The organism is Streptomyces sp. TLI_55 (genome assembly GCF_900206255.1).
In the GTDB taxonomy this organism is placed as follows: domain Bacteria; phylum Actinomycetota; class Actinomycetes; order Streptomycetales; family Streptomycetaceae; genus Streptomyces; species Streptomyces aquilus.
The window spans coordinates 3512528-3537445 of sequence record NZ_OAOJ01000001.1; the positions used below are offsets into that span (position 1 = coordinate 3512528).

Here is a 24918-nt window from a genome sequence, read left to right on the forward strand (position 1 = left end):
TCCGAATCACCACCGAATCACCGTCGATCGCACGCGGTCAGTTGCTCAGCTGCTTGCGTCCCCCGTCGCCCCCGCTGATCCGGATGCGGCGCGGCTTGGCCTGTTCGGCCACGGGGATGCGCAGGGTCAGGACGCCGGCCTCGTACGAGGCGTCGATGCGTTCCGTGTCGAGGGTGTCGCCGAGGAAGAGCTGGCGGGTGAAGGTGCCGGTGGGTCGTTCGGCGACGATGGTCTCCGCGCCCTCGGGGGCGGGGGAACGGCGCTCGGCGCGGACGTTGAGGACGTTGCGTTCGACGTCCAGATCGATCGTCTCGGGGTCGATGCCGGGGAGGTCGAAGTGGACGATGAAGTCGTCCCCGGAACGGTAGGCGTCCATCGGCATCGCGGCCGGACGGGTGGCGCCGAAGACCTGCTGCGCGACTCGGTCGAATTCGCGGAAGGGGTCGGTGCGCATGAGCATCACGGGTCACTCCTCTCTTCGGGAACTGGGTGCGATGCCCTTACGGCTTCTTATATAGCTCGGGAGAGGAAACTTGACAACCCTCGACTCAGGTTCGGCAGGCGTCCCGGTACCGGAGTTAGCCTCGGGGCCTGAAGAGCCACCAGGAGGCAGACATGGCGAAGGTTCGCGGCAGAGTCCCCAGCGCGGTTGTCGCGGCGAGCGGACTCGTCGGTGGGTACGGCGTCGCCCGCTGGACCAAGAAGCGGCAGCTCGGCGGGGTCGTGCTGGCCGTCGCCGGGGCCGCCGCCGCGACGCAGTGGCGGCAGCAGGCCGGCGGGAAGGCGGCGGGCGCGCTGACGGCCGCGTATGTCGCCGCCTTCGCCGGGTCACATCCGCTCGCCAAGAAGGTCGGCTCCTGGCCCGCCGTGTTCGGGGTGGCGGGGGCCGTCGCGCTCGCCTCCTGGGCGGTGGCCGACCGGCAGGGCTGAGGAAAGAACAAAAAAAGGTGCGGCTCAGTGTCACCGAGCATCGCGTGCGGCTCGGCTCCCATGAATATCGGCTGCTGCGCGTCGGCGGACTGCGGCGGGCGGTCTGCTACGACAGTGAGCACTGGCTGAGTCTGTGGGTGGACCGGGCTGCCGCCGCCGAGCTGGCCGCGGCGTGGCTGCTGGCCGCGCGGTCGCCGCGCTCGCTCGTTCATCTGCCGTTGCGGCGGCGCGCTGAGCGGCCGGTCGATGCCGCGCTTCCCGAGCCGCACCGGGCCCGCGATCTGCTTCTGCTGCACCACTCCCTCCAGTTCCCGGCGTCCCGGTGGAAGGAGGTCCGGGCGAGGGCCGGCAAGGCGGGGAGTCAGCACACCGTCGAGTTCCGGCGCGCCGACTTCCCCCTTCCCCACGACCAGGGCGTGCCCGACGCCCACCACGCCGAGTTCCGCGACCGGCTCGGCCTCAGCACCGCCGCCGACACCCTCGTACTCAGCGGAAGCGCCCTGCCTTTCGCCGACGCCGCCGCGGACTTCTTCGACCTCGCCGAAACCGGGACCGGGCCCCATCACGGCCGCCACGTGTGTGCCGAACTGCATCCGGGGTCAGGGCTGTTGGAGCGTTCGATGCCGCTGATGCATGTCGAGTACTGCGCGGAGTGGGAGCCGGTGCCACCGGACAGGCCCTAGGTGTACTGGCCCGCGGCCTTCGCGGACGGGGACGTGGACACGGACGTGGACGCCACCGCCGCCGTCAGCGGCCGAGCCACGTCCTCCAGCGACCTCCGTTCCGCCCGCACCGCCAGCACCGCCGCCACCAGCCCCGCCAGGCACATCAGCGTCGCGCCGATCTGGAAGGCGAGGACCGTGTCGCCGACCTTGCCCGTCCCGGTCAGGTCGGCGAACAACATCGGCCCGCTGATGCCGCCCGCCGCCGTGCCCAGCGCGTAGAAGAACGCGATCGACATCGCCCGGGTCTCCATCGGGAAGATCTCCGAGACCGTCAGATAGGCGCTGGACGCGCCGGCCGACGCGAAGAACAGCACCGCGCACCAGCACGCCGTCAGCGTCCCGGCGCTCAGGGAACCCTGGTCGAAGAGCCAGGCCGTGCCGAACAGGAGCAGACCGGACAGGAGGTACGTCGACGAGATCATCACCCGGCGTCCGACCGTGTCGAACAGCTTGCCCAGCAGCAGCGGGCCCATGAAGTTGCCGATCGCGATGACCGCGAAGTAGTAGCCGGTGTGGCCGGTCGGGACGTCGTAGAACTTGGTCAGGATCGCGCCGAAGCCGAAGGTGATCGCGTTGTACAGGAACGCCTGGCCTATGAAGAGCGAGAATCCCAGCACCGCTCGCCTGCGGTAGTCCGAGAACACCGTCCTGGCGATCTCCATGAAGCTCACGCTGCGCCGCTGGTGGATGGTGATCTCACCCTCCGGCTCCGCCAGCGGACGCTCGTTCTCCGCCGCCACCCGCTCCTCGATGGACGTGACGATCCGTTCCGCCTCCTCGTCCCTGCCGTGGATCAGCAGCCACCGTGGGCTCTCCGGGACGTGACGTCGTACGAGAAGGATCACCAGGGCCAGGACCGCGCCGAGCGCGAAGGTCAGGCGCCAGCCCACGTCCTTCGGCAGCACGGACGTGTCGAGGGCGACGATCGAGAGGAGGGACCCTGCCACCGCTCCCAGCCAGAAGCTGCCGTTGATCATCAGGTCCACGCGGCCCCGGTACTGCGCCGGGATCAGCTCGTCGATCGCCGAGTTGATGGCCGCGTACTCGCCGCCGATGCCGAAGCCGGTCAGGAAGCGGAAGGCGAAGAACCACCACGTCGAGAACGACACTGCCGTCAGGGCCGTCGCCGCCAGGTACACCGCGAGCGTGATCATGAAGAGTTTTTTACGGCCCCATTTGTCCGTCAGGCGGCCCCAGAACAGGGCTCCGGTGCAGGCGCCCGCCACGTACAGCGCCGCCGCCAGGCCCGTCACCTGGCCGGAGGTGATCGGCAGGCCGCTGCCCGGTTCGGAGAGGCGGCCCGCGATGTTGCCGACGACCGTCACCTCCAGGCCGTCGAGGATCCATACGGTGCCGAGTCCGATGACGATCGTCCAGTGCCAGCGGGACCAGGGGAGGCGGTCCAGGCGGGCGGGGATGTTCGTCGTGACGGTGCGGCCGGTCGCGGCCTGGTCTGTGGTGGTCATGGGCTCCCTCCTCGTCGAGCGAGACCCGACGACGGGTTCCCCGGCGAGGGCGGATTACGCCGCGAGTTGCGGTTGCGCCGCGAGGACGGGTTACGCCCCCAGCAGCCGCGACACCGTGTGGATCAGCAGTCCCACCAGCGAGCCCACGACCGTGCCGTTGATCCGGATGAACTGAAGGTCACGGCCGATGTTGGCCTCGATCTTCTTCGTGGTGTGCTCGGCGTCCCAGCCGGCGACCGTGTCGGTGATCAGGGACGTGATCTCGTGCCGGTAGGTGGTGACGACGTACACCGCCGCGCCCTCGACCCAGCCGTCGACCTTCGCCTGGAGCCGCGGCTCGACCGACATCCGCGCCCCGAGCGACAGCAGCGACGCCCGTACGCGCAGCCGCAGTTCGCTGCGCTCGTCCTCGGCGGCCGACACGATCATGGAGCGTACGGCGGTCCAGGCGGACGCGATGAGGTCCTGGACCTCGCCCCGACCGAGCACCTCGCCCTTGAGCCGCTCCACGCGCGCGCGGGTGTCCGTGTCGGACTGGAGGTCGGAGGCGAAGTCCGTCAGGAAGCGGTCCAGGGCGCCGCGCGCCGGGTGCGAGGGCATGTCCCGCATCTCCGTCACGAAGCGCAGCAGCTCCTTGTAGACCCGTTCGCCGACCTTCTTGTCCACGAACCGCGGGGTCCAGCCGGGTGCTCCGCCCTGTACGGCGTCCATGACCTGCTCGTCGTGGAGGACCAGCCAGTCGTGCGCCCTGGCCACCACCAGGTCCACCACCCGGCGGTGGCCGCCGTCCGCGACGACCTTCTCCAGCATCTTGCCGATGCCCGGCGCGATCTCCTGGGCGTCGGCCCGCCGGGTGATCGCCTCGCCGACGACCGCCTGGACGTCGGAGTCCCGAAGGACCGTCAGGGCGCCGCGCAGCGCGGCCGACAGTTCGGCCGTGACCCGGTCGGCGTGCTCGGGATCGGCGAGCCAGGCGCCGAGCCGGCTGCCGATGCCGACGGCGCGCAGACGCCCGCGTACGACGTCCTCGGAGAGGAAGTTCTCGCCGACGAACTCACCCAGCGACACACCCAGCTGGTCCTTCTTGGTGGGGATGATCGCGGTGTGCGGGATGGGCAGGCCGAGCGGGTGGCGGAACAGGGCCGTCACCGCGAACCAGTCCGCCATCGCGCCGACCATGCCCGCCTCCGCCGCGGCGGCGACATAGTCCGCCCAGGCGCCGGCGCCCTCGTGGGACGCCCACTTGGCGAGGACGTACACGAGCGCGACGAACAGCAGCAGCCCGGTCGCGGTGAGCTTCATCCGGCGTACGCCGCGCTGCTTCTCCTCGTCGGCCGCGCTGAAGGTGCCCATCGAGCGGTGACCGGCGGATGTGCCCGTCGCGCGGTTACCGGCGGTGGCCGGGCGGGCATGCTGCTTCACGTCAGCGGCATCCGTTTCATCCGGATTAGCGCGTTCCATCACGTCCCATCCACTCCGCCCGTTGTGATCCCCTGCACACATTGTCCCTTCCTGACCGACTCCTGGAACGGAACAGGAGTTCCCGGCGTCTGTCGGAGGGGGGAGCTCAGTTCCGAACTCCGGTGGCCCAATGGGGGGTCCAGTACCGTCACCCCGCACCGCATGACGCATCATGAGGTGATCACATCGGAGCCTCGGGCTCCCATCCGTCCGAGGAGACCCGCACCGCATGACCAGAAGACGTGGTTATGCCCTGCTTTCGGCGATCATCGCCCTGATCGTGGCCCTGTCCGGCGCCATCTACGTCGGTGTCGCCGCCGACGACGGCAGCGCCGCCGGCCCCGGACAGCGGGCCGCAGGGGCCCCGGCCCCGCGCAACGCCGCCCCGGCCTCCACCGGCAGCTGGGTCGGCGCCTGGTCCGCCTCCCCGGCCGGCGCCGAGCCCGGCACCGAGACGGAGGGCCTGGCGGGCCGCTCCGTGCGCAACGTGGTGCACGCGTCCGTCGGCGGTACGAGTGCCCGTATCACGCTGTCCAATCTCTACGGCCAGTCACCACTGACCATCACGCACGCCTCGATCGCCCTCGCGGCGGCCGACGACTCCGCCGCCGCGGCGGTCGGCACCATGCGGCGCCTCACCTTCGGCGGCAACACCTCCGTCGTCGTCCCGGCGGGCGGCCAGGTGATGAGCGACGCGGTCGGCATCACCGTCACGCACGACAGCGACGTCCTGGTCACCACGTACTCGCCCATCCCGTCCGGGCCGGTCACCTACCACCCGCACGCCCGGCAGATCTCGTACGTCGCCGACGGCGACCTCACCGAGGACACCACCGGCACGGGATACGCGGAGCAGACGCCGTACTGGCGCTACCTCACCGCGCTGGACGTGCTCAGCAACGAGTCCGACGGCACCGTCGTCGTCCTCGGCGACTCCCTGACCGACGGCATCACCTCCACCGAGGGCGCCAACCACCGCTGGACGGACGTCCTTTCGCAGCGGCTGCGCACCGCGATCGAGGCCGGCCGCGACCTGCCCCGCTACAGCGTCGTCAACCAGGGCATCAGCGGCAACCAGGTCCTCGCCAGCGGCCTCGGCCGTCCCGCCGACAACCAGAGCGGGCTCGGGCGCTTCGGCCGTGACGTGCTCTCCCGTACGAACGTCAAGGTCGTCGTCATCGACCTCGGCATCAACGACATCCTGCGCAACCCGAGGCTCGCCGACCCGCAGAAGGTCCTGGGCGGCCTGCGCACCCTGGTCCGGCAGGCCCACGCCCGCGGGATCAAGGTCGTCGGCGCCACGCTGATGCCCTTCCAGGGCCACCGCGGGTACACGGACGCCCGGGAGGGCGTGCGGCAGCAGATCAACGCCGCGATCCGGGACGGCAAGGTGTACGACGCCGTCGTGGACTTCGACGCGGCGCTGCGCGACCCGTACGACCCGCGCCGGCTGCGCTCGGACTACGACTCCGGCGACCATCTCCACCCGAGCGACAAGGGGTACGCGCGGATGGCGGAGGTCTTCGACCTGGAGGACCTGAAGGGGGCGGCTCCGGCGGAGCTGTAGAGGGGCCTAGTCGTCGTACCGGTCGCGGCGGTCCCGGCGGTCGCGTCGGTCGCGGTGGCGGTCCCGGTGGCGGTCGCTGCGGCCCCGTAGCAGGTCGTGGTGCCCGTCCGTCAGGCCGCGGTGGGCGTCCCGGACGTCCTCGCGGAAGGATTCGTGCAGCTCGCGCATCGACCCCTTGCGTTCCAGCCGCTCCTGGCGCCGCTCCTCCTTCAGCGCCCGCCGCTCCTCCCGGGTCAGCTTCCGTTCGACACCGACGCCGCCCCAGAAGGCGAACCCGGTGACGATCACGCGCGGGCCGCCCGGGTCGCCCGGCACGCCCTCCTCGCGGTGGTCGAAGCCGCCCATGATGCCGATCCCGCGGACGACGACCTCGACGCCGGGCGGCACGATCACGTTCACGCCGCCCATGATGGCCACGCAGTTGATCTCGACCTCGCGGTCCGCGAAGTTCGCCTCGCGCAGGTCGATCTCGCCGCCGCCCCAGAAGGCGAAGCAGTTGAAGCGCCTCGGCACGGTCCAGCGGCCCCGGCGCTGGAACCCGGACATGATCGCCACCGCCCAGGTCGACGAGCCCTCGCCGCCCGTGACCCGCGAGGCCCAACTCCCGTCCACCACCGGCTCCTTGGTCAGGTTCACCGACGGGACGGCACCGGGCGCGGTCGGCAGGTCGCGGGTGATCGGCGTCAGCTCGCCGTACGTCCGCGCCTTGTACGTCGCCTCCAGCCGTTCCTCGAACTCCTCCATGTCCAGGCGCCCTTCGGCGAGGGCGTCCCGCAGGATCTCGGCGACGCGCTCACGGTCGGCGTCGGCGGCACGGAGTTCCGGGGCAGAGGGCCTGGGGGGCGTGGGCGTCCCCTCGGAAGGCACGGCGTCCGTCATGTCCTCAGCCTACGAGTTCCGGGCGCCGGGCACTATGCGGTGGCTTTCTCCGCGTACATCTTCGCGATGACCGCCTCGATGTCCGGCTCCCGCACCGACAGGTCCACCAGCGGATACTCCGCCGCGATCCGCGCCACCAGCGGCGCCGCCGAGGCCCCCGCCGGGAACGCCAGCCACTGCCGCGGCCCCTCCACCTTCACCACCCGCGCCTCGGGGACCTCGATCGGCGGCAGCTCCCGCTCCAGGTCCACCACCAGCGTCCGCTCACTGTCGCCCGCCTCGTGCAGCCCGGCGAGCGGACCGTCGTACATCAGCCGGCCGTGGTCGATGACCATCACCCGGGAGCAGAGCTGCTCGATGTCCTGGAGGTCGTGGGTGGTGAGCAGGACCGTGGTGCCGCGCTCTGCGTTCACCTCGCGCAGGAACTCCCGCACCCGGGACTTGGAGATGACGTCGAGCCCGATGGTCGGCTCGTCGAGGTAGAGGACCTCCGGGTCGTGCAGCAGGGCCGCCGCGATGTCGCCGCGCATCCGCTGGCCGAGGGAGAGTTGACGCACGGGGACGTCCAACAGGTCTTCCAGGTCGAGGAGTTCGACGAGACGGTCGAGGTTCTCGCGGTAACGGGCGTCGGGGATGCGGTACATGCGGTGCATCAGCTTGTACGAGTCGATCAGCGGGAGGTCCCACCACAGGGTGGTGCGCTGCCCGAAGACCACGCCGATGCGATGGGCGAGGCGCTGACGCTCCCGGGACGGGTCGATGCCGGCCACGCGCAGGCTGCCGCCGCTCGGGGCGAGGATGCCGGTGAGCATCTTGATGGTGGTGGACTTGCCGGCGCCGTTCGGGCCGATGTAGCCCACCATCTCGCCGCGCGCCACCCGGAAGGAGATCGAGTCGACGGCCCGTACCTCCCGGCGCTCCCGTTTCATGAACCCGGTCTTCTTGCGCACCTCGAAGACCTTCTCGACCCGGTCGAGTTCGATGAAGCCTTCGTCCATGCCCTCAGCCATCCGCCCTCAACTCCCCGTACTCCGATACGACCTGAGCCCCGCCCGCCAGGCCAGCCCGGCCAGCGCACAGCACGCCACCGCCACCAACGGCGACACGAACGCCACCCACTCGGGCAGCCCGAGCGGGATCGGCCGCCCCAACACATACGTGCCCGGCAGCCAGTTGACGAAGGACAGCGGCAGCACGAACGTCACCCCGCGCACCAGCTCCGTCGCGAACACCGTCGGCGGGTACTGGAGCAGCGTCGTACCGCCGTACGTGAAGGCGTTCTGCACCTCGGAGGCGTCCTTCGCGACGAACTGGAAGGCCGCGCCCGCGACGAACACCGCGCCGAAGATGCCGGCGCCGCTGAGGATCATCACCGGCATCAGCAGCAGCTTCAGCGGCGTCCAGTCGATGTCGACCGTGGCCAGCGCGTAGACCAGCACCATCGTGCCCTGGGTGACCCGGCCCAGGCGGCGCAGCCCGAACTGGTCCGCGGCCATCTGCGCCAGCACCGGAGCGGGCCGCACCAGCAGCGTGTCCAGCGTGCCGTCGCGCACCCGGCGCCCCAGCCGCTCCATGGAGCCGAGGGCGAGGTCGGCCAGGCCGAAGGCCACGCTGGACAGGCCGTAGAGGAAGGCGATCTCGGGGAGCGCGTAGCCGCCGAGGGCGTCGACGCGGGAGAACATCAGCAGGATCGCCACGAAGTCGAACGCGGTCGCCGTGAAGTTGCCCAGCGTGGTCATGACGAAGGAGGCGCGGTAGGCCATCGTGGAGCGGATCCACATCGCCGAGATCATGCGGTAGGTGCGGATCCCGTCCAGCACCCGGTTGGTCCCGACGGGAGCAGCGACCCTGGGTGCGCGCGTCGTGTCAGCCACCCTGCACCACCACCCGCCGCGTCGCCATCCCCTGCACCAGCCGCCCGGCCGCCAGCAGCAGCACCGCCCACAGCGCCTGGAAGGCGTACGTACCCAGCGGATCGGCCTCGCCGAGCAGCACGTCCGCCGGCGCCTGAAGCAGCGCCGACCACGGCAGGGCCCGGACGACCTCGCCCAGCAGCCCCGGGAACACGTTGAGCGGCAGGATCATCCCCGAGCAGAACCAGCCGACGAACATCACCATCTGCGCCACCCCGGTGCCGTCGAGGAGCCAGAACGCGCTCAGCGCGATCAGGTACCGGATGCCGAAGCTGACCAGCATCGCCAGCACGACCGCGATCAGGAACGCCAGCCAGGTCGTCGCGTCCGTGGGCAGCGCCAGGTCGAACATCAGCGCGCCCAGCACGAAGGGCGGCACACCGCGCGCGAGCAGTTCGAAGAACGACCGGCCCAAGTCGGCGGCCAGCCACCACAGTTGGAGGTCCGCAGGGCGGTACAGGTCGACGGCGATGTCCCCGGTGCGGATACGCTCCATGAGCTCGCCCTCGACACCCCCGCCCCCGTTGGCGAGCGTCTTGAACAGCGACTGGCCCACCCACACATAGGTGACGGCCTGCGCGAGGTCGTACCCGCCCAGTTGCGGCCGTTCGTCCCAGAGGGCGGTGTACGTGTAGACGAGGATCAGACCGAAGACCGTGTTGGTGAAGATCCCGGCCGCCGTCGCGGCCCGATACGTCGCGTACCGTCTGAATCCGCCCACCCCCACGGCGAGGTACAACCGCCCCGAATCCACATCCACAGCCCTCCTCGCCCGCGCCAGGCACCGAAGCGCAGGAGCCTAGCCCGCAGGTGGTGACGTACGCCACGCCTTTTTCGGCGCGGAAGCGTGCCGCGAACCGCAACGGAACGCGTGGTGCGACAGTCTTCATCTGGGGACGCAGAAGGCGTACGAGTGCGTACGAGGCCGTACGGGACGTATGAGTGCGTACGGCGGTGTACGAGGGCGTATGACGCACAACCAGCGCATAAGAGACACGCAACAGGAGTCCGTGCACGACATGAGCGACGAGCCGCAGCCGCAGCAGCCGACCGAGGGCTGGGAGCCCCGAGAACCCGAAGCGGGCGGTGGCAAGCCCAAGCGGCCCAAGCGCACCGGCTGGCGGCGGCTGATCCCGACCTGGCGCATGGTGCTCGGCACCTTCATCGTCGGGATACTGCTGCTGATCGGCCTGTTCTTCCTCGGCTACTCCCTGGTGAAGATCCCGCCCGCCAACGCCCTCGCCACCAAGCAGTCCAACGTCTACCTCTACGCCGACGGCAGCCAGCTCGCCCGCGACGGCGACGTCAACCGGGAGAACGTCACCCTCGCCCAGGTCTCCAAGGCCGCCCAGCACGCCGTCCTGGCCGCCGAGGACCGCGACTTCTACTCCGAGTCCGCGATCGACCCCAAGGCGATGCTGCGCGCCGGCTGGAACACCGCGACCGGCAAGGGCAAGCAGTCCGGCTCGACGATCACCCAGCAGTACGTGAAGAACTACTACCTCGCCCAGGAGCAGACCGTCACCCGCAAGGTGAAGGAGTTCTTCATCTCCATCAAGCTGGACCGCACCGAGTCCAAGGACCAGATCCTCGAGGGCTACCTCAACACCAGCTTCTTCGGCCGCAACTCGTACGGCATCCAGGCCGCCGCCCAGGCCTACTACGGCAAGGACGCCACCGACCTGAGCCCCGCCCAGGGCGCCTATCTCGCCGCCCTGCTCAACGCGCCCAGCGAGTACGACGTCGTCGCCCACCCGGAGAACAAGTCGGCCGCCCTGGCCCGCTGGAACTACGTCCTGGACGGCATGGTCAAGGAGGGCTGGCTCGCCCAGTCCGAGCGGACCGGCCTGAAGTTCCCGATGCCGAAGGAGGCCACCGTCTCCACCGGCATGTCCGGGCAGCGCGGCTACCTCGTCAACGCCATCAACGACTACCTGAGCGAGAACAAGATCCTCAGCGCCGACGAGCTGGACGCCGGCGGCTACCGCATCACCACCACCATCCAGAAGAACAAGCAGGACGATTTCGTCGCCGCCGTCAACAAGAAGTTGATGGACAAGCTCGACAAGAAGAACCGCAAGGTCGACACGTACGTCCGCGCGGGCGGCGCCGCCGTCGACCCGAAGACCGGTCAGGTCGTGGCGATGTACGGCGGCATCGACTACGTCAAGCAGTACACGAACAACGCCACCCGCCAGGACTTCCAGGTCGGCTCCACCTTCAAGCCGTTCGTCTTCACCTCCGCCGTCGAGAACGACTCGACGACCCAGGACGGCCGGACCATCACGCCCAACACCTACTACGACGGCACCAACAAGCGCCCCGTGCAGGGCTGGACGGGCGGCGCCTACGCCCCGGCCAACGAGGACGACGTGTCGTACGGCAACATCACCGTGCGCACCGCCACCGACAAGTCGGTGAACGCGGTGTACGCGCAGATGGCCGTCGACGTCGGCCCCGACAAGGTCAAGCAGACCGCGACCACCCTCGGCCTGCCCGGCAGCACCCCCGAGCTGAACGCCTACCCGTCGATCGCCCTCGGCGTCGCCCGGGCCAGCGTCCTCGACATGGCGGAGGCGTACGCGACGCTCGCCAACCACGGCAAGCACGGCACGTACACGATGATCAAGTCGATCACGCGGGACGGCAAGGACGTCGTGGAGCTGCCGGACCGCAAGACCTCCCAGGTCGTCAGCCGCGAGGCCGCCGACACGACCACCTCGGTCCTGCAGAGCGTCGTCGAGAACGGCACCGCCACCGCCGCGCAGGCCGCGGGCCGCCCGGCGGCCGGCAAGACCGGCACCGCCGAGGAGGACCAGGCCGCCTGGTTCGCGGGCTACACCCCCGACCTCGCCACGGTCGTCGCGGTGATGGGCCAGGACCCCCAGACCGCCGCGCACAAGTCGCTGTACGGCGCGATGGGCCTCCAGCGTGTCAACGGCGGCGGGGCGCCCGCGGAGATCTGGGCCGACTTCACCCAGCGCGCCCTCAAGGGCAAGCCCGCCGCCGACTTCGACCTGGAGCTCCAGGAGGGCGCCGACGTCGTCCAGACCCCGACCCAGCAGCCGACCGCCGAGACCCCCGAGCAGACGCCGGGCCAGGACAACGGCGGCACGACCGACGGCGGCCAGGACACCCAGGGCCAGACGGACGGCGGCACCACCGGCGACGCCACGACCGGCGGCACGACGGACGGGGGCACCACCACCGGCGGCGCCACGGACGGCGGGACGACGACCACCGGCGGCGGCGGTGGGACGACGACGGGCGGTACGACGGACGGCGGCGCCACCGGTGGCACGACCGACGGCGGGACGACCGACGGGGGCACTGCGGACGGCGGCGGGACGACGACGACCGGCACGACGGCGGGACCGCCGGGCAAGACGGGGTAGTGGCCCCAGGCCCGGTCGGCTAGTGGCCGCTGGTCGCCTTCAGGCCGACCACGGCGACCAGCAGCAGACAGACGAAGAAGATCCGGGCGGCGGTGGCCGGCTCCCCCAGCACCACCATGCCGAGCACCGCCGCCCCGGCCGCGCCGATCCCGACCCACACGCCGTAGGCGGTGCCGATGGGAAGGGAACGGGTGGCGTACGACAGCAGCAGCATGCTCGCGACGATCCCGGCGCCGGTGAACAGACTCGGCACGAGCCGGGTGAAGCCGTCGGTGTACTTCATGCCGATCGACCAGCCGACCTCGAGCAGACCGGCGACGACGAGCAGAACCCAGGCCATGACAGGCACCTCCGGAAGTTGCTGAACGGGGGTGCGTCGTCTTGTCGTAGGCCTGTGAAGGGCCTGTCCCGGTACGGCGCGTCTCGTCGGGCGGGTCCTTCAAAGGTAGCAAAGAGACGGCAAAAGGGGCTGGTGACGATGGTCACCAGCCCCTTTTGGCCGTTGATTCAGAGGTACAGGCCCGTCGAGTCCTCCGACCCTTCGAACCGGTCCGCGGCCACCGCGTGCAGATCGCGCTCCCGCATCAGCACATAGGCGACGCCGCGCACCTCCACCTCGGCGCGGTCCTCGGGGTCGTAGAGAACCCGGTCCCCCGGCTCGACGGTCCGTACGTTCTGCCCGACCGCGACGACATCGGCCCACGCCAGCCGGCGCCCGACGGCCGCGGTGGCGGGGATGAGGATGCCGCCCCCGGAACGCCGCTCGCCCTCACCGGTGTCCTGCCGCACGAGCACACGGTCGTGCAGCATCCGGATGGGCAGCTTGTCGTGCTGGTCGCTGTGGTCGTTTCTGTTGGCGCTCACGGCTCAGAACCTACCTGCCTGACGGGAATCCGTACGCCCCCGGGTCAGCCCTTGCGACGCCGGGAGCTGCCGAAGGCCAGCAGCCCCACGAGTCCTACGGCGACGAGCGCGACGGGGACGATGCGCTCCAGCCTCGGAGACCCCTCCTCGTCGACGAACTGGGCCTTGGTGTCGGTGAGGACCTTGTTCACGCCGACGTAGGCCCGCCCAAGCGTGTGATCGATGTTCGAAACCACCTTGGCCTTGGCATCGCCGACGATCGTCTTCGGGTGCACCCGCACCCCGATCTCGTCGAGCGTCTCGGCCAGCGTCTCGCGGCGGCGCTTGATGTCCGCCTCGATCTGCGCCGGGGTTCTCGTGTCCGACGTGTCCGCCACGGTGGGCCCTCCGGGATGCGGGGTGTTGTTCAGTTCCTGTCCTGGACAGTCTGTCAGTTCGCCGGGCCGTCGCACTGTCAGGACCCCCGGTTAGGCTTGCCGGATGAGCGAGCGACTCCAGCCCGGGGACGTAGCCCCCGCCTTCACCCTCCCCGACGCCGACGGCACCGACGTGTCCCTGGCGGACCACAAGGGCCGCAAGGTCATCGTCTACTTCTACCCGGCGGCCCTCACCCCCGGCTGCACGAAGCAGGCCTGCGACTTCACCGACAACCTGGAACTCCTGGCCGGCGCCGGCTACGACGTCATCGGCATCAGCCCGGACGCCCCCGAGAAGCTGGCGAAGTTCAGGGACAAGGAGAACCTGAGGATCACGCTGCTGGCCGACCCGGAGAAGGCGGTCACGGAGGCGTACGGGGCCTACGGCGAGAAGAAGAACTACGGCAAGACCTACATGGGCGTCATCCGCTCCACGGTCGTGGTGGACGAGGAGGGCAAGGTCGAACGGGCGCTGTACAACGTCCGGGCGACGGGCCACGTGGCGAAGATCATCAAGGACCTGGGCATCGGAAGCTGACCCAGACATCGGGAGCGGGGCCGGGCTTGCCCGGCACCGGCCTGCGCTCTTCCTCCCACGCGCCAGGGGCGATGGTCTCCCCCACCCGGCGCCAGAACCGCACGGCCCGGGGATTGTTGTCCTGAAAGGCGACGGTCCACGCCCCCGGATGCCGCGCCACCACCTCCTGAACGGCCCGCATCCCAACCCCTGCGCGCCGGGCCCCCCGCACGACGAAGAAGCTGTTGAGCACGCGGGTCGACTGACTGAGCCCCCGCACGAAGGCGAACCCGACGGGGTGCGCTCCCCGGCTGAACAGATACGCGGCCCAGTCCTCGGACCCACTGAAGGCATCCTCCAGCCACTCCCCCCGGAAGGTGCCGTCGGGGTTGGGCAGTTGCCCCCGAAACTCCGACAGGTCATGCCGGAAGAGCAGCCAGAGGCGCTCGACGGTGGGGCGGTCGACAGAGGTGACTGGGCGGACGGTGACATCTGGTGGTGTGGTCATGAAAAAAGCCTCCCGAGCGGACAAGGGGCCGCGGGGAGGCTTTGCAGGTATGGGCAGGTTATCGGGTCAGAGGTTTACGTTTCAAGCGTGACCGTCTTATGGACCCTTCGTTACTCCGCACGAGCCACGAACCTGTGGTCGAGAATGGAGGGGGTTCGGTGGAGGACAGTGCTTACGACTTGGGGCGTGCCCGACGACAGCCGCTCGCGGGCCACCCTGAAGCGCATGCTGCGGTTCGACGCGCCGCATCTCGACTCGGCCTGGACACAAGCCACTTCAAGCGCAGGACGTGGGCACAGCCAGAGCGTCCGGCTCCCGAGCCGATCTCGCACCGAGTGCTGATCGTCCTGCCACCGGATGCGGGACGGATCAACCGTGCTCAGCTTCATCGAGCCTTGGCCGAGGTCGGTGTGCCATACGCGTGGTGCCGCCAGAAGACCAGGATTCCCCTCCTCGCGTAGCGTGCCCAACCCGTACACTGAACGCTGTCGGTCGAGCATGATGACCGTTTTTGAGCGGCCGTGATGGAATTTGGCAGTCATGCTGGGTTTAGGTCCCAGTGGGTTAACACCCGTGTGGGTTCGAGTCCCACCGGCCGCACACATCCACAGAGGGGCCGCCCGGAGCGGGCGGCCCCTCTGTCACACCTCAGCCCAACAGCTCCCGCACCACCGGCACCAACCCCCGGAACGCCTTCCCCCGGTGGCTGATCGCGTTCTTCTCGGCCGGGGTGAGTTCCGCGCAGGTGCGGGTCTCGCCCTCCGGCTGGAGGATCGGGTCGTAGCCGAAGCCGTTCGTGCCGGACGGGGTGTGGCGGAGGGTGCCCGTCAGGCGGCCCTCGACCACCCTCTCCGTGCCGTCCGGCAGCGCCAGGGCCGCCGCGCAGGCGAAGTGGGCGCCGCGGTGTTCGTCGGCGATGTCCGAGAGCTGGGCCAGGAGGAGGTCGAGGTTGGCCCTGTCGTCGCCGTGCCTGCCCGCCCAGCGGGCCGAGAAGATGCCCGGGGCGCCGTTCAGGACGTCCACGCAGAGGCCGGAGTCGTCGGCGACGGCGGGCAGGCCCGTGGCCTGGGCCAGGGCGTGGGCCTTCAGGAGCGCGTTCTCGGCGAACGTCACGCCGGTCTCCTTGACGTCCGGTACCTCCGGGTACGCCTCCGCGCCGACCAGGTCATGGCGCAGACCTGCGTCGGCGAGGATGGCGCGGAGTTCGGTGATTTTGCCGGCGTTGCGGGTGGCGAGGATCAGGCGGGTCATGCCCCCAGTATCCCGGCCCGGCCGCCGGTTCCTTACGGCGTGCAGACCTTCGTCAACTCGCCCGCCGCGTCCGTGATCGGGCTGAGGTCGGGGGTCGTGTCGCCGTTGTCGACCGACTTGCGGACGTTGTCCACGGCCTTGCCCAGGTCCTCGACCGCCTGGTTGACGTCGGCGTTGTCGGTCTTGTCGCCTATCTCGTCGAGGTTCTTGTCGATGGAGTCGAGGGACTCGTCGAGCTGGGTGGGGTCGTTGGACGCGTTCTCCACGGCCTGCTGGAGGTCGGTGACGCTGTCGGCGATGGCGTCGGCGGTCTGGACACAGTCCAGCGCCTTGTTGACGGCGTCGCAGCCGGTGGTCAGGCCTACCGTCAGTCCCACCGCGGCCACCGCGGCGGCGATGGCGGTACGGCGTGGTCGACGACGGCCGCGTCGGCTCTCGGCCATGGTGATGTTCCCTCCCTTGTTCAGCCCCAAGGGCCCCCGTGCACTGGCCGGGCGCACAGCGGTGTGCCGTACGCCCGTACCCGTAGTGACGCGAGTTCGGGCGGCCGGGTTGCCCCTCCCGGCCGCCTTTCCTTGGCGCGTCTTTTACTTTTCGAGGACGGTGTCAAGGGCCTTGCGCTGCAGGGCGGCGAGTTCCGTGCAGCCCGAAACGGCCAGGTCCAGCAGCGAGTTGAGCTCGTCGCGCGCGAACGGCTCGGCCTCGGCGGTGCCCTGGACCTCGACGAAGCGGCCGTCGCCGGTGCAGACGACGTTCATGTCGGTGTCGGCCTTCACGTCCTCCTCGTAGCAGAGGTCCAGCAGCGGGACCCCTCCCACGATGCCGACCGAGACCGCGGAGACCGTGCCGGTCAGCGGCTGGCGGCCGGCCTTGATCAGCTTCTTGCCCTGGGCCCAGGAGACGGCGTCGGCGAGGGCCACGTAGGCGCCCGTGATGGCGGCCGTACGCGTGCCGCCGTCGGCCTGGAGGACGTCGCAGTCGAGGACGATGGTGTTCTCGCCGAGCGCCTTGTAGTCGATGACGGCGCGCAGGGAGCGGCCGATGAGGCGGCTGATCTCGTGGGTGCGGCCGCCGATCTTGCCGCGCACGGACTCGCGGTCGCCGCGGGTGTTGGTGGCGCGGGGCAGCATGGAGTACTCGGCGGTGACCCAGCCCTCGCCGCTGCCCTTGCGCCAGCGGGGGACGCCTTCGGTCACGGAGGCGGTGCAGAAGACCTTCGTGTCGCCGAAGGAGACGAGGACGGAGCCCTCGGCGTGCTTGCTCCAGCCGCGTTCGATGGTGACGGGGCGGAGCTGTTCGGGGGTGCGGCCGTCGATTCGAGACATGGCGCTGAGCCTAGCCGCACATGCGGAGGGGGCTCCTCCCGCGGTGTGCCGGGAAGAGCCCCCGTGATGCCCGAAAAGGGTTTTACATCATGTCTTCGATGTCCGCGGCGATCGGGTCGGCGTCCGTGCCGATGACGACCTGGACGGCGGTGCCCATCTTGACGACTCCGTGGGCGCCGGCGGCCTTCAGGGCGGCGTCGTCGACCAGCGCGGGGTCCTTGACCTCGGTGCGCAGGCGGGTGATGCAGCCCTCGACCTCTTCGATGTTGTCGATGCCGCCGAGCCCGGCGACGATCTTCTCTGCCTTGCTGGCCATGTCGGTCTCCTCACGCACTGTTGGCCCAACTTCGCGAGCGATTGCGCCGAACGTACCGAAAGATGACGTCACAGCTACCCAATCGTCCGTAACTGGTCTACACCACCTGACAGGCGGTCGCCAACTCATGAGTTCCGAGACCACTGAGACCCCTCCCACGCGCCGGCGGTGGCACTCGGCGTTCCAGGGGCTGCAGAAGATGGGGCGGAGTCTTCAGCTGCCCATCGCCGTCCTGCCGGCCGCCGGCATCCTCAACCGGCTCGGCCAGCCTGATGTGTTCGGCGACGACGGGCTCGGCTGGACGAACGTCTCCAAGGTGATGGCGGGCGCGGGCGGGGCACTGCTCGACGGTCAGTTGGGTCTGCCGCTGCTGTTCTGTGTGGGTGTGGCCATCGGGATGGCGAAGAAGGCGGACGGGTCGACGGCGCTGGCGGCGGTGGCCGGGTTCCTCGTCTACTACAACGTGCTGAGGCAGTTCCCGGAGGACTGTCCGAGCGGGGCGAAGGCCGTTCCGGGCGTCGGGTGCCAGGCGACGGTCGATCAGACGGTGGTGGCGTTCACGTACCAGAATCCCGGGGTGTTCGGCGGGATCGTGATGGGGCTGCTGACGGCGTTCTTCTGGCAGCGGTACCACCGCACCAAGCTCGTGGACTGGCTGGGCTTCTTCAACGGCCGCCGGCTGGTGCCGATCATCATGGCGTTCGTGGCGATCGCGTTCGCGGCGCTGTGTCTGTGGATCTGGCCGCCGATCGGTGACGGGCTGGAGAACTTCAGCGACTGGCTGAGCGACGCGGGTTCGTGGGGTGCGGGCCTCTTCGGTCTGGCGAACCGGGCGTTGCTGGTGATCGGGCTGCACCAGTTCCTGAACGTGCCCATCTGGTTCCAGTTCGGGACGTACACCAAGCCGGACGGCACCGAGGTGCACGGTGACATCAACATGTTCCTGGCGGGCGACCCGAACGCGGGCCAGTTCACGTCCGGGTTCTTCCCGATCATGATGTTCGCGCTCCCGGCGGCGGCCCTGGCGATCACGCACTGCGCGAAGCCGCACCGCCGCAAGGAGGTCGGCGGTCTGATGCTGTCCGTCGCGCTGACGTCGTTCGTCACCGGCATCACCGAGCCGATCGAGTACTCGTTCCTGTTCATCGCGCCGCTGCTGTACGCGGTGCACGCGCTGCTGACGGGTGTGTCGATGGCGGTGACGTGGGGGCTCGGGGTGCACGACGGCTTCAGCTTCTCCGCCGGTCTGATCGACTACATCATCAACTGGAACCTGGCGACGAAGCCGTGGGCGATCATCCCGATCGGGCTGTGCTTCGCGGCGGTGTACTACGTGATCTTCCGCTTCGCGATCACCAAGTTCGATCTGAAGACTCCGGGGCGTGAGCCGGAGGACGAGGTCGAGGACGTGACGAAGGTCTGAGGACGAAGGTCCGAGGCCCAAGGCCCTTACTCAACGCGGTTACAGAACCCACGGTTCCCGTCACGGAATCGTGGGTTCCTTATGTCACCTTCATCGTGCTAGAACAGGTCTACACCACTGAGTGGTGTAGACCACCACCCGATGGAGGAAGCGTTATGAGCACCGCCACCGAGACGGCGGCCCCCGCGAAGAAGCGGGGATCCGGTCTTTTCCAGGGCCTGCAGAAAGTCGGCCGAAGCCTTCAGCTCCCGATCGCCGTGCTGCCGGCGGCGGGCCTGATGGTCCGGCTAGGCCAAGACGACGTGTTCGGCAAGGACGGCCTGGGCTGGGACAAGGTCGCGTCGGTCTTCGCCAACGCGGGCGGCGCCATCACCGGCGCCCTGCCGATGCTCTTCTGTATCGGAGTCGCCATCGGCTTCGCCAAGAAGTCGGACGGCTCGACCGCGCTCGCCGCACTGGTGGGCTTCCTGGTCTACAGCAAGGTCCTGGAGTCGTTCCCGGTCACCGAGGCCAAGATCACCAAGGGTGCGGACATAGCCGCGACCTACAACAACCCCGGTGTCCTCGGCGGCATCATCATGGGTCTCCTCTCGGCGGTCCTGTGGCAGCGGTACCACCGCAAGAAGCTGGTGGACTGGCTCGGCTTCTTCAACGGCCGCCGTCTCGTACCGATCATCATGGCGTTCGTCGGTGTCGCCGTCGGCGTCTTCTTCGGGCTGGTCTGGGAGCCGATCGGCGAGGGCATCAGCAACTTCGGCGAGTGGATGACGGGCCTCGGCTCCGTCGGCGCCGCGCTGTTCGGCGCGATCAACCGCGCGCTCATCCCCATCGGCATGCACCAGTTCGTGAACACGGTGGCGTGGTTCCAGCTCGGCGACTTCAAGGACGCCGCCGGACAGGTCGTCCACGGTGACTACAGCCGCTTCCTGGCCGGGGACCCCACCGCCGGAATGTTCATGTCCGGCTTCTTCCCGATCATGATGTTCGGTCTGCCCGCCGCCGCGATGGCCATCGCACACACCGCTCGCCCCGAGCGCCGCAAGGCCGTGACCGGCATGATGGTCTCGCTCGCCCTGACGTCCTTCGTGACCGGTGTGACCGAGCCGATCGAGTTCTCGTTCATGTTCATCGCCCCGCTCCTGTACGTGATCCACGCGGTGCTGACCGCCCTGTCCATGGCGGTCACCTGGGGCCTCGGGGTCCACGCGGGCTTCAACTTCTCGGCGGGCTTCATCGACTACGCGCTCAACTGGAACCTGGCCACCAAGCCCTGGCTGATCATCCCCATCGGCCTGGTGTTCGCGGCGATCTACTACTCGGTCTTCCGCTTCGCCATCATCAAGTGGAACCTCTCCACCCCGGGCCGCGAGCCCGAGGAGGAGGTCGAGGACCTCACGAAGGCGTGACGTTCCTACGATGACCGAGGCCCCGGTACCGAGGAGGTACCGGGGCCTTCGTGCACGTACGGGCTGCTAGATCTCGTACGACACCCTCGGCGCCGCGAGTTCCACCGGGCCGTCGAACACCGCGCGGGCGTCGGCGAGGTTGACCTGCGGGTCGGTCCACGGGGGGATGTGGGTGAGGACCAGGCGGCGGGCGCCGGCCCGGGTCGCCGTCTCTCCCGCCTCGCGGCCGTTGAGGTGCAGGTCGGGGATGTCCTCCTTGCCGTGGGTGAACGCGGCCTCGCAGAGGAACAGGTCGGTGTCGCGGGCGAGTTCGTCGAGGACGGGGGTGCTGCCCGTGTCGCCGGAGTACGTCAGCGACTTGCCGCCGTGCTCCACGCGGATGCCGTACGCCTCCACAGGGTGGGCCACGCGTTCGGTGTGGACCGTGAAGGGGCCGACGTCGAAGGTGGACGGCTTGACGGTGTGGAAGTCGAAGACCTCGCTCATCGAGGAGGCGGTGGGTGTGTCGGCGTAGGCCGTGGTGAGGCGGTGCTCGGTGCCCTCGGGGCCGTAGACCGGGAGGGGGGCGCAGCGGCCGCCGTCGTGGCGGTAGTAGCGCGCGACGAAGTACGCGCACATGTCGATGCAGTGGTCGGCGTGCAGATGGCTGAGGAAGATCGCGTCGAGGTCGTAGAGACCGCAGTGGCGCTGCAACTCGCCGAGGGCACCATTGCCCATGTCGAGAAGCAGCCGGAAGCCGTCGGCCTCTACGAGGTAGCTCGAGCAGGCCGATTCCGCGGACGGGAACGACCCCGAGCAGCCGACGACGGTGAGCTTCATGAAGCAGAAACCTCCGCTGGCGGGATGGAGAGAATTGGGTGCGTCGGGGGTCGTGCGGTTTGTCGAGCGTAAGGCGCAAAACCCCCTGTCGCTCCTCCGCCAAGGGCTGTTGTGGGCGAACTCACCTGTGGTGTCACCGGTTCGGCTGGACCAGGGGCGCGTACGGATCGCGAGAAGGCGCGCGGTGGGGATCGTGCGCCGGTAACGTCGTCGTATGGACACGTCCTGGTGGCTGGCGCTCGTGGCGGTGGTGCTGCTCGCGCTGGTCGCCACGCTCGTCGACGGGTGGGGGCGGGGGCGTCGGCCGGCGGGACGGCGGACGCGGCCGCCCGGGCGGCCGGGGGCCCGGGGTGCCGGTGCGCGGCCGCGGCCAGCGGAGATCTGGTGGGCGATCGTGCCGTACGAGGACGGACCGGGGGCCAAGGACCGGCCGTGTCTGGTGCTGGCGGTGCACGGGCGGCGGGCGGTCGTCGCGAAGATCACCAGCAAGTACCACGACGAGCGGGCCGGGGTGATCCCGCTGCCGCCGGGTTCGGTGGGCGACGCCCACGGGCGCGCGAGCTTCCTGGAGACGGACGAGCTGCGCGAGGTGCCGGTGTGGGACTTCCGGCGCCGGGTGGGGGTGGTGGACCCGGTCCTGTGGGACCAGGTCCGTCACCTCGCCACTTAGCGGGTCACGCCCAGAGTTGACCCTGCAGGGTCTCGATCGCTTCTTCCGTCGTCGCCGCCGTGTACACGCCCGTCGACAGGTACTTCCAGCCGCCGTCCGCGACGACGAAGACGATGTCGGCGCTCTCCCCCGCCTTCACGGCCTTCTTGCCGACGCCGATCGCGGCGTGCAGCGCGGCGCCCGTGGAGACGCCCGCGAAGATGCCCTCCTGCTGGAGGAGTTCGCGGGTGCGGGTGACCGCGTCGGCGGAACCGACCGAGAAGCGGGTGGTGAGGACGGAGGCGTCGTACAGCTCGGGGACGAAGCCCTCGTCGAGGTTGCGCAGGCCGTACACCAGGTCGTCGTAGCGCGGCTCGGCGGCGACGATCCTCACGTCCGGCTTGTGCTCGCGCAGATAGCGGCCGACGCCCATCAGGGTGCCGGTGGTGCCGAGGCCCGCCACGAAGTGGGTGATCGAGGGGAGGTCGGTGAGGATCTCCGGGCCGGTCGTGGCGTAGTGGGCGCCCGCGTTGTCCGGGTTGCCGTACTGGTAGAGCATCACCCAGTCGGGGTGCTCGGCGGACAGCTCCTTGGCGACGCGTACGGCGGTGTTGGAGCCGCCCGCGGCCGGGGAGGAGATGATCTCGGCGCCCCACATGCCGAGCAGGTCCCGGCGTTCCTGCGAGGTGTTCTCGGGCATGACGCACACGATGCGGTAGCCCTTGAGCTTGGCCGCCATGGCCAGGGAGATGCCGGTGTTGCCGCTGGTCGGCTCCAGGATCGTGCAGCCCGGGGTCAGGCGGCCGTCCTTCTCCGCCTGCTCGATCATGTGCAGGGCCGGGCGGTCCTTGACCGAGCCGGTGGGGTTGCGGTCCTCCAGCTTGGCCCAGATGCGGACGTCCTCGGACGGCGAGAGCCGCGGCAGGCGCACCAGGGGGGTGTTGCCGACCGCGGCGAGCGGGGAGTCGTAGCGCATCGAGGATCAGGCCATGCCGCCGGCCACGGCCGGCAGGATCGTCACGTTGTCGCCGTCGGCGAGCTTGGTGTTGATGCCCTCCAGGAAGCGGACGTCCTCGTCGTTCAGATAGACGTTGACGAAGCGGCGCAGCTCGCCGCCGTCCACGATCCGGGCCTGGATGCCCGCGTGCCGGGTCTCGAGGTCGGTGAAGAGCTCGGCGAGGGTATCCCCGGTGCCCTCCACGGCCTTCTGGCCGTCGGTGTACGTGCGGAGGATGGTCGGGATGCGGACCTCGATGGCCATGGTTGCGGGCTCCTGTCGGATGGTGTTCGGGTCGGTGGGCGCACGGCAGCGCGGTACAGCAGAGGTGAGTGGCGCCGCGGCTCACGGCCATACGGCGGCAGGGAGCAGCGTCAACAGATGGCGCTGGCGAGCCTGCACAGGTCGACGTGCAGCCGCGCCACGAGCAGCGTGCCCGGCGTCTTCTCGCTCACGTCGTGGGAAACCATGCGGTCATCGTATCGATTCCCGGTCCGGGTCCCGGAGTGTGATCCCACATGATGGACGGATTCCGGCCGGACGGTGAGACGGCACAGCTCAGGCGGACGCGCGCACCGTGAGTTGGGTCGGTACGACGACCGCGGCCGGCTCCGCGGTCCGGTCGAAGAGGAGCCGGGCGAGCAGGCGGCCCATCTCGGCGACGTCCTGGTGGACGGTGGTCAGCGGCGGGTCGGTGGACTCGGCGATCTCGGTGAGGTCGTCGTAGCCGACGACGGCCACGTCGTCCGGGACCCGGCGGCCGCGTTCCCGCAGGACGTCCAGGGCGCCGGCGGCCATGAGGTCGGAGGCGGCGAAGACGGCGTCCAGGCCCGGACACCGGTCGAGCAGCGCGGTCATGGCGCGGGCGCCGCCCTGCCGGGTGTAGTCGGCGCGCTCCACGAGGCCGGGCGGGGCGTCGGGGAGGACGTCGTGGTAGCCGGCGAGGCGTTCGGCGGCGGAGTGCTCCTGGTCGTGCGGGCCGGTGACGGTGGCGATGCGGCGGCGGCCGAGCGAGACGAGGTGCCGGACGGCCTGGCGGGCGCCGCCGCGGTTGTCGCCGTCGACATAGGGGTGGGCGCGGACGGTGTCGCCGTCGGACAGGAGGGGCCGGCCGCCGAAGACGACGGGGATGTCGAGGCGGTCGGTCATGCCGTGCAGGCGGCCGCCGGGGTGCAGGGAGAACAGGACGGCGCCGTCGACATGGCCGCCGCCGAGATAGTCGGCGACGCGGTCGAGGTCGTCGGGCTCGTCGAGGAAGAGGAGGACGGCCTGGGCGCCGTGGTGGGCGAGTTCGCGGCGGATGCCGCGCAGGAGGCAGTCGAAGAACGGGTCGAGGAAGAGCCTGCCGTCCGGCTGGTCGGCGACGACCGCGACGGCACCCGTGCGGTGGGTGACCAGCTGGCGGGCGGCCTGGTTGGGGACGTAGCCGAGTTCGGCGATGACCCGCCGGACCTCCGCGACGACCTCGGCGCGCACCTTCGGCTCGCCGTTGATCACCCGCGAGACCGTGGACCGGGACACCCCCGACCGGCGGGCGACGTCCTCGATCGTGGGGCGCTGTCCGTGCGGCCGTCGCGTCAACACCGTCTCCGATCCGCCGAGTTGGTCGGGCCTACGATGATCAGTATGCCTCGACGATCCGCACGTCCTCCTCGGTGACCTCGCCCTCGACGATGCGGTAGGAGCGGAACTGGAAGTCGCCGAGTCCGTCGGTGTCGGCGGTCGAGACGAGGACGTAGTGGGCGCCGGGTTCGTTGGCGTAGGAGATGTCGGTGCGCGAGGGGTAGGCCTCGGTCGCGGTGTGGGAGTGGTAGATGACCACCGGCTCCTCGTCGCGGTCGTCCATCTCGCGGTAGAGCTTGAGCAGGTCGCCGGAGTCGAACTCGTAGAACGTGGGCGACATGGCCGCGTTCAGCATCGGGATGAACCGCTCGGGGCGGTCCGATCCGGCCGGGCCCGCGACGACGCCGCACGCCTCGTCGGGGTGGTCCTTGCGCGCGTGCGCGACGATCTGGTCGACGAGGGCCTGGGTGATGGTCAGCATGTCCGTCAGGATAAGCAGACGGGCCGTCCCGTACCGACAGGTGGTAC

At 69.7% G+C, this 24918-nt stretch carries 29 protein-coding genes, 1 tRNA gene and 1 riboswitch; of the genes, 9 read left to right on the top strand and 21 right to left on the bottom strand.

Annotated elements, in window-relative coordinates:
- Positions 1-37: 37 nt before the first annotated feature.
- Positions 38-460, bottom strand: a complete 423-nt coding sequence (locus CRP56_RS16165) for an Hsp20/alpha crystallin family protein (RefSeq protein ID WP_097264630.1) — start codon at positions 458-460, stop codon at positions 38-40.
- A gap of 155 nt (positions 461-615) precedes the next feature.
- Here CRP56_RS16165 and CRP56_RS16170 point away from each other — a divergent pair, with 155 nt between their 5' ends.
- Together CRP56_RS16170 and CRP56_RS16175 are read left to right on the top strand one after the other, a co-directional pair.
- Positions 616-930 carry a hypothetical protein gene (locus CRP56_RS16170; RefSeq protein WP_097264633.1) on the top strand — a complete coding sequence of 105 codons (315 nt, stop codon included), beginning with the start codon at positions 616-618 and terminating at the stop codon, positions 928-930.
- Between the two features lie 17 nt (positions 931-947).
- Complete coding sequence (locus CRP56_RS16175; RefSeq protein WP_097264635.1) at positions 948-1613, top strand: hypothetical protein; 666 nt, start codon at positions 948-950, stop codon at positions 1611-1613.
- Here the strand turns inward: CRP56_RS16175 and CRP56_RS16180 are convergent.
- Positions 1610-3121, bottom strand: coding sequence for an MFS transporter (locus CRP56_RS16180; RefSeq protein WP_097264637.1), 1512 nt, complete (start codon positions 3119-3121; stop codon positions 1610-1612). The genes CRP56_RS16175 and CRP56_RS16180 overlap by 4 nt on opposite strands.
- 90 nt (positions 3122-3211) lie before the next feature.
- The gene (locus CRP56_RS16185) at positions 3212-4582 is read right to left on the bottom strand and encodes a DUF445 domain-containing protein (protein WP_373559757.1); all 1371 of its coding nucleotides are present in this window, start codon (positions 4580-4582) and stop codon (positions 3212-3214) included.
- Between the two features lie 229 nt (positions 4583-4811).
- On the opposite strand from CRP56_RS16185, the gene CRP56_RS16190 reads away from it, so the two are divergent.
- Positions 4812-6149, top strand: coding sequence for an SGNH/GDSL hydrolase family protein (locus CRP56_RS16190; protein ID WP_097264640.1), 1338 nt, complete (start codon positions 4812-4814; stop codon positions 6147-6149).
- A 6-nt stretch (positions 6150-6155) separates the two neighbouring features.
- Here CRP56_RS16190 and CRP56_RS16195 read toward each other — a convergent pair whose 3' ends face one another.
- From CRP56_RS16195 to CRP56_RS16210, 4 genes are all read right to left on the bottom strand, one after another.
- Positions 6156-7028 carry a DUF1707 SHOCT-like domain-containing protein gene (locus tag CRP56_RS16195; RefSeq protein ID WP_097264642.1) on the bottom strand — a complete coding sequence of 291 codons (873 nt, stop codon included), beginning with the start codon at positions 7026-7028 and terminating at the stop codon, positions 6156-6158.
- 32 nt (positions 7029-7060) lie between these two features.
- Positions 7061-8038: an ABC transporter ATP-binding protein gene (locus CRP56_RS16200; protein WP_257040800.1), complete on the bottom strand. Its 978-nt coding sequence runs from the start codon at positions 8036-8038 to the stop codon at positions 7061-7063.
- A gap of 6 nt (positions 8039-8044) precedes the next feature.
- Positions 8045-8821, bottom strand: coding sequence for an ABC transporter permease (locus tag CRP56_RS16205; protein ID WP_097274113.1), 777 nt, complete (start codon positions 8819-8821; stop codon positions 8045-8047).
- A gap of 73 nt (positions 8822-8894) precedes the next feature.
- Entirely contained in the window at positions 8895-9695 is an 801-nt protein-coding gene (locus CRP56_RS16210; protein WP_179851309.1) for an ABC transporter permease, read from the bottom strand.
- A gap of 265 nt (positions 9696-9960) precedes the next feature.
- Here CRP56_RS16210 and CRP56_RS16215 point away from each other — a divergent pair, with 265 nt between their 5' ends.
- A complete protein-coding gene (locus CRP56_RS16215) occupies positions 9961-12336 on the top strand; it encodes a transglycosylase domain-containing protein (protein ID WP_097264646.1) in 2376 nt (791 codons plus the stop codon).
- 19 nt (positions 12337-12355) lie between these two features.
- Here CRP56_RS16215 and sugE read toward each other — a convergent pair whose 3' ends face one another.
- From sugE to CRP56_RS16230, 3 genes are all read right to left on the bottom strand, one after another.
- Complete coding sequence (gene sugE, locus CRP56_RS16220) at positions 12356-12676, bottom strand: quaternary ammonium compound efflux SMR transporter SugE (protein ID WP_097264648.1); 321 nt, start codon at positions 12674-12676, stop codon at positions 12356-12358.
- A gap of 30 nt (positions 12677-12706) precedes the next feature.
- Positions 12707-12791, bottom strand: a riboswitch (guanidine-III (ykkC-III) riboswitch).
- A gap of 52 nt (positions 12792-12843) precedes the next feature.
- Positions 12844-13146, bottom strand: coding sequence for a GroES family chaperonin (locus CRP56_RS16225; RefSeq protein WP_228046803.1), 303 nt, complete (start codon positions 13144-13146; stop codon positions 12844-12846).
- A 98-nt stretch (positions 13147-13244) separates the two neighbouring features.
- Positions 13245-13577 carry a DUF3618 domain-containing protein gene (locus tag CRP56_RS16230; RefSeq protein ID WP_097264651.1) on the bottom strand — a complete coding sequence of 111 codons (333 nt, stop codon included), beginning with the start codon at positions 13575-13577 and terminating at the stop codon, positions 13245-13247.
- 103 nt (positions 13578-13680) lie between these two features.
- Between CRP56_RS16230 and bcp the strand changes: the two genes are divergently transcribed.
- Positions 13681-14154, top strand: a complete 474-nt coding sequence (gene bcp, locus CRP56_RS16235; RefSeq protein ID WP_097264653.1) for a thioredoxin-dependent thiol peroxidase — start codon at positions 13681-13683, stop codon at positions 14152-14154.
- Here bcp and CRP56_RS16240 read toward each other — a convergent pair.
- Positions 14129-14641, bottom strand: coding sequence for a GNAT family N-acetyltransferase (locus tag CRP56_RS16240; protein ID WP_097264656.1), 513 nt, complete (start codon positions 14639-14641; stop codon positions 14129-14131). The genes bcp and CRP56_RS16240 overlap by 26 nt on opposite strands.
- A gap of 515 nt (positions 14642-15156) precedes the next feature.
- Here CRP56_RS16240 and CRP56_RS16250 point away from each other — a divergent pair.
- Positions 15157-15241, top strand: a tRNA-Leu gene (locus CRP56_RS16250).
- A gap of 48 nt (positions 15242-15289) precedes the next feature.
- Here the strand turns inward: CRP56_RS16250 and rdgB are convergent.
- The 4 genes from rdgB to CRP56_RS16270 all read right to left on the bottom strand — a co-directional run bounded on the left by rdgB (position 15290) and on the right by CRP56_RS16270 (position 17533).
- The gene (gene rdgB, locus CRP56_RS16255) at positions 15290-15892 is read right to left on the bottom strand and encodes an RdgB/HAM1 family non-canonical purine NTP pyrophosphatase (protein ID WP_097264658.1); all 603 of its coding nucleotides are present in this window, start codon (positions 15890-15892) and stop codon (positions 15290-15292) included.
- Between the two features lie 32 nt (positions 15893-15924).
- Positions 15925-16335, bottom strand: coding sequence for a hypothetical protein (locus CRP56_RS16260; protein ID WP_097264661.1), 411 nt, complete (start codon positions 16333-16335; stop codon positions 15925-15927).
- A 144-nt stretch (positions 16336-16479) separates the two neighbouring features.
- Complete coding sequence (gene rph, locus CRP56_RS16265; protein WP_097264663.1) at positions 16480-17217, bottom strand: ribonuclease PH; 738 nt, start codon at positions 17215-17217, stop codon at positions 16480-16482.
- Positions 17218-17299: 82 nt separating this feature from the next.
- On the bottom strand, positions 17300-17533 hold the full coding sequence (locus CRP56_RS16270; RefSeq protein WP_055553187.1) for a glucose PTS transporter subunit EIIB: 234 nt from the start codon (positions 17531-17533) through the stop codon (positions 17300-17302).
- Positions 17534-17660: 127 nt separating this feature from the next.
- Between CRP56_RS16270 and CRP56_RS16275 the strand changes: the two genes are divergently transcribed.
- A complete protein-coding gene (locus CRP56_RS16275; protein ID WP_097264665.1) occupies positions 17661-18956 on the top strand; it encodes a PTS transporter subunit EIIC in 1296 nt (431 codons plus the stop codon).
- Between the two features lie 155 nt (positions 18957-19111).
- Positions 19112-20362, top strand: a complete 1251-nt coding sequence (locus CRP56_RS16280) for a PTS transporter subunit EIIC (RefSeq protein ID WP_097264667.1) — start codon at positions 19112-19114, stop codon at positions 20360-20362.
- 66 nt (positions 20363-20428) lie between these two features.
- Here CRP56_RS16280 and CRP56_RS16285 read toward each other — a convergent pair whose 3' ends face one another.
- Positions 20429-21181, bottom strand: a complete 753-nt coding sequence (locus CRP56_RS16285) for an MBL fold metallo-hydrolase (protein ID WP_097264670.1) — start codon at positions 21179-21181, stop codon at positions 20429-20431.
- Positions 21182-21395: 214 nt separating this feature from the next.
- On the opposite strand from CRP56_RS16285, the gene CRP56_RS16290 reads away from it, so the two are divergent.
- Entirely contained in the window at positions 21396-21851 is a 456-nt protein-coding gene (locus tag CRP56_RS16290) for a type II toxin-antitoxin system PemK/MazF family toxin (RefSeq protein ID WP_097264672.1), read from the top strand.
- Positions 21852-21855: 4 nt separating this feature from the next.
- Here the strand turns inward: CRP56_RS16290 and CRP56_RS16295 are convergent, their stop codons facing one another.
- From CRP56_RS16295 to CRP56_RS16315, 5 genes are all read right to left on the bottom strand, one after another.
- Positions 21856-22806: a PLP-dependent cysteine synthase family protein gene (locus tag CRP56_RS16295; RefSeq protein ID WP_097264674.1), complete on the bottom strand. Its 951-nt coding sequence runs from the start codon at positions 22804-22806 to the stop codon at positions 21856-21858.
- A gap of 6 nt (positions 22807-22812) precedes the next feature.
- Positions 22813-23091: a MoaD/ThiS family protein gene (locus tag CRP56_RS16300; RefSeq protein WP_059192069.1), complete on the bottom strand. Its 279-nt coding sequence runs from the start codon at positions 23089-23091 to the stop codon at positions 22813-22815.
- Positions 23092-23201: 110 nt separating this feature from the next.
- On the bottom strand, positions 23202-23297 hold the full coding sequence (locus tag CRP56_RS49290; RefSeq protein WP_324612360.1) for a putative leader peptide: 96 nt from the start codon (positions 23295-23297) through the stop codon (positions 23202-23204).
- Between the two features lie 88 nt (positions 23298-23385).
- Entirely contained in the window at positions 23386-24408 is a 1023-nt protein-coding gene (locus tag CRP56_RS16310; protein WP_097264680.1) for a LacI family DNA-binding transcriptional regulator, read from the bottom strand.
- Positions 24409-24448: 40 nt separating this feature from the next.
- Entirely contained in the window at positions 24449-24871 is a 423-nt protein-coding gene (locus CRP56_RS16315) for a Mov34/MPN/PAD-1 family protein (protein ID WP_097264682.1), read from the bottom strand.
- Positions 24872-24918: the final 47 nt, after the last annotated feature.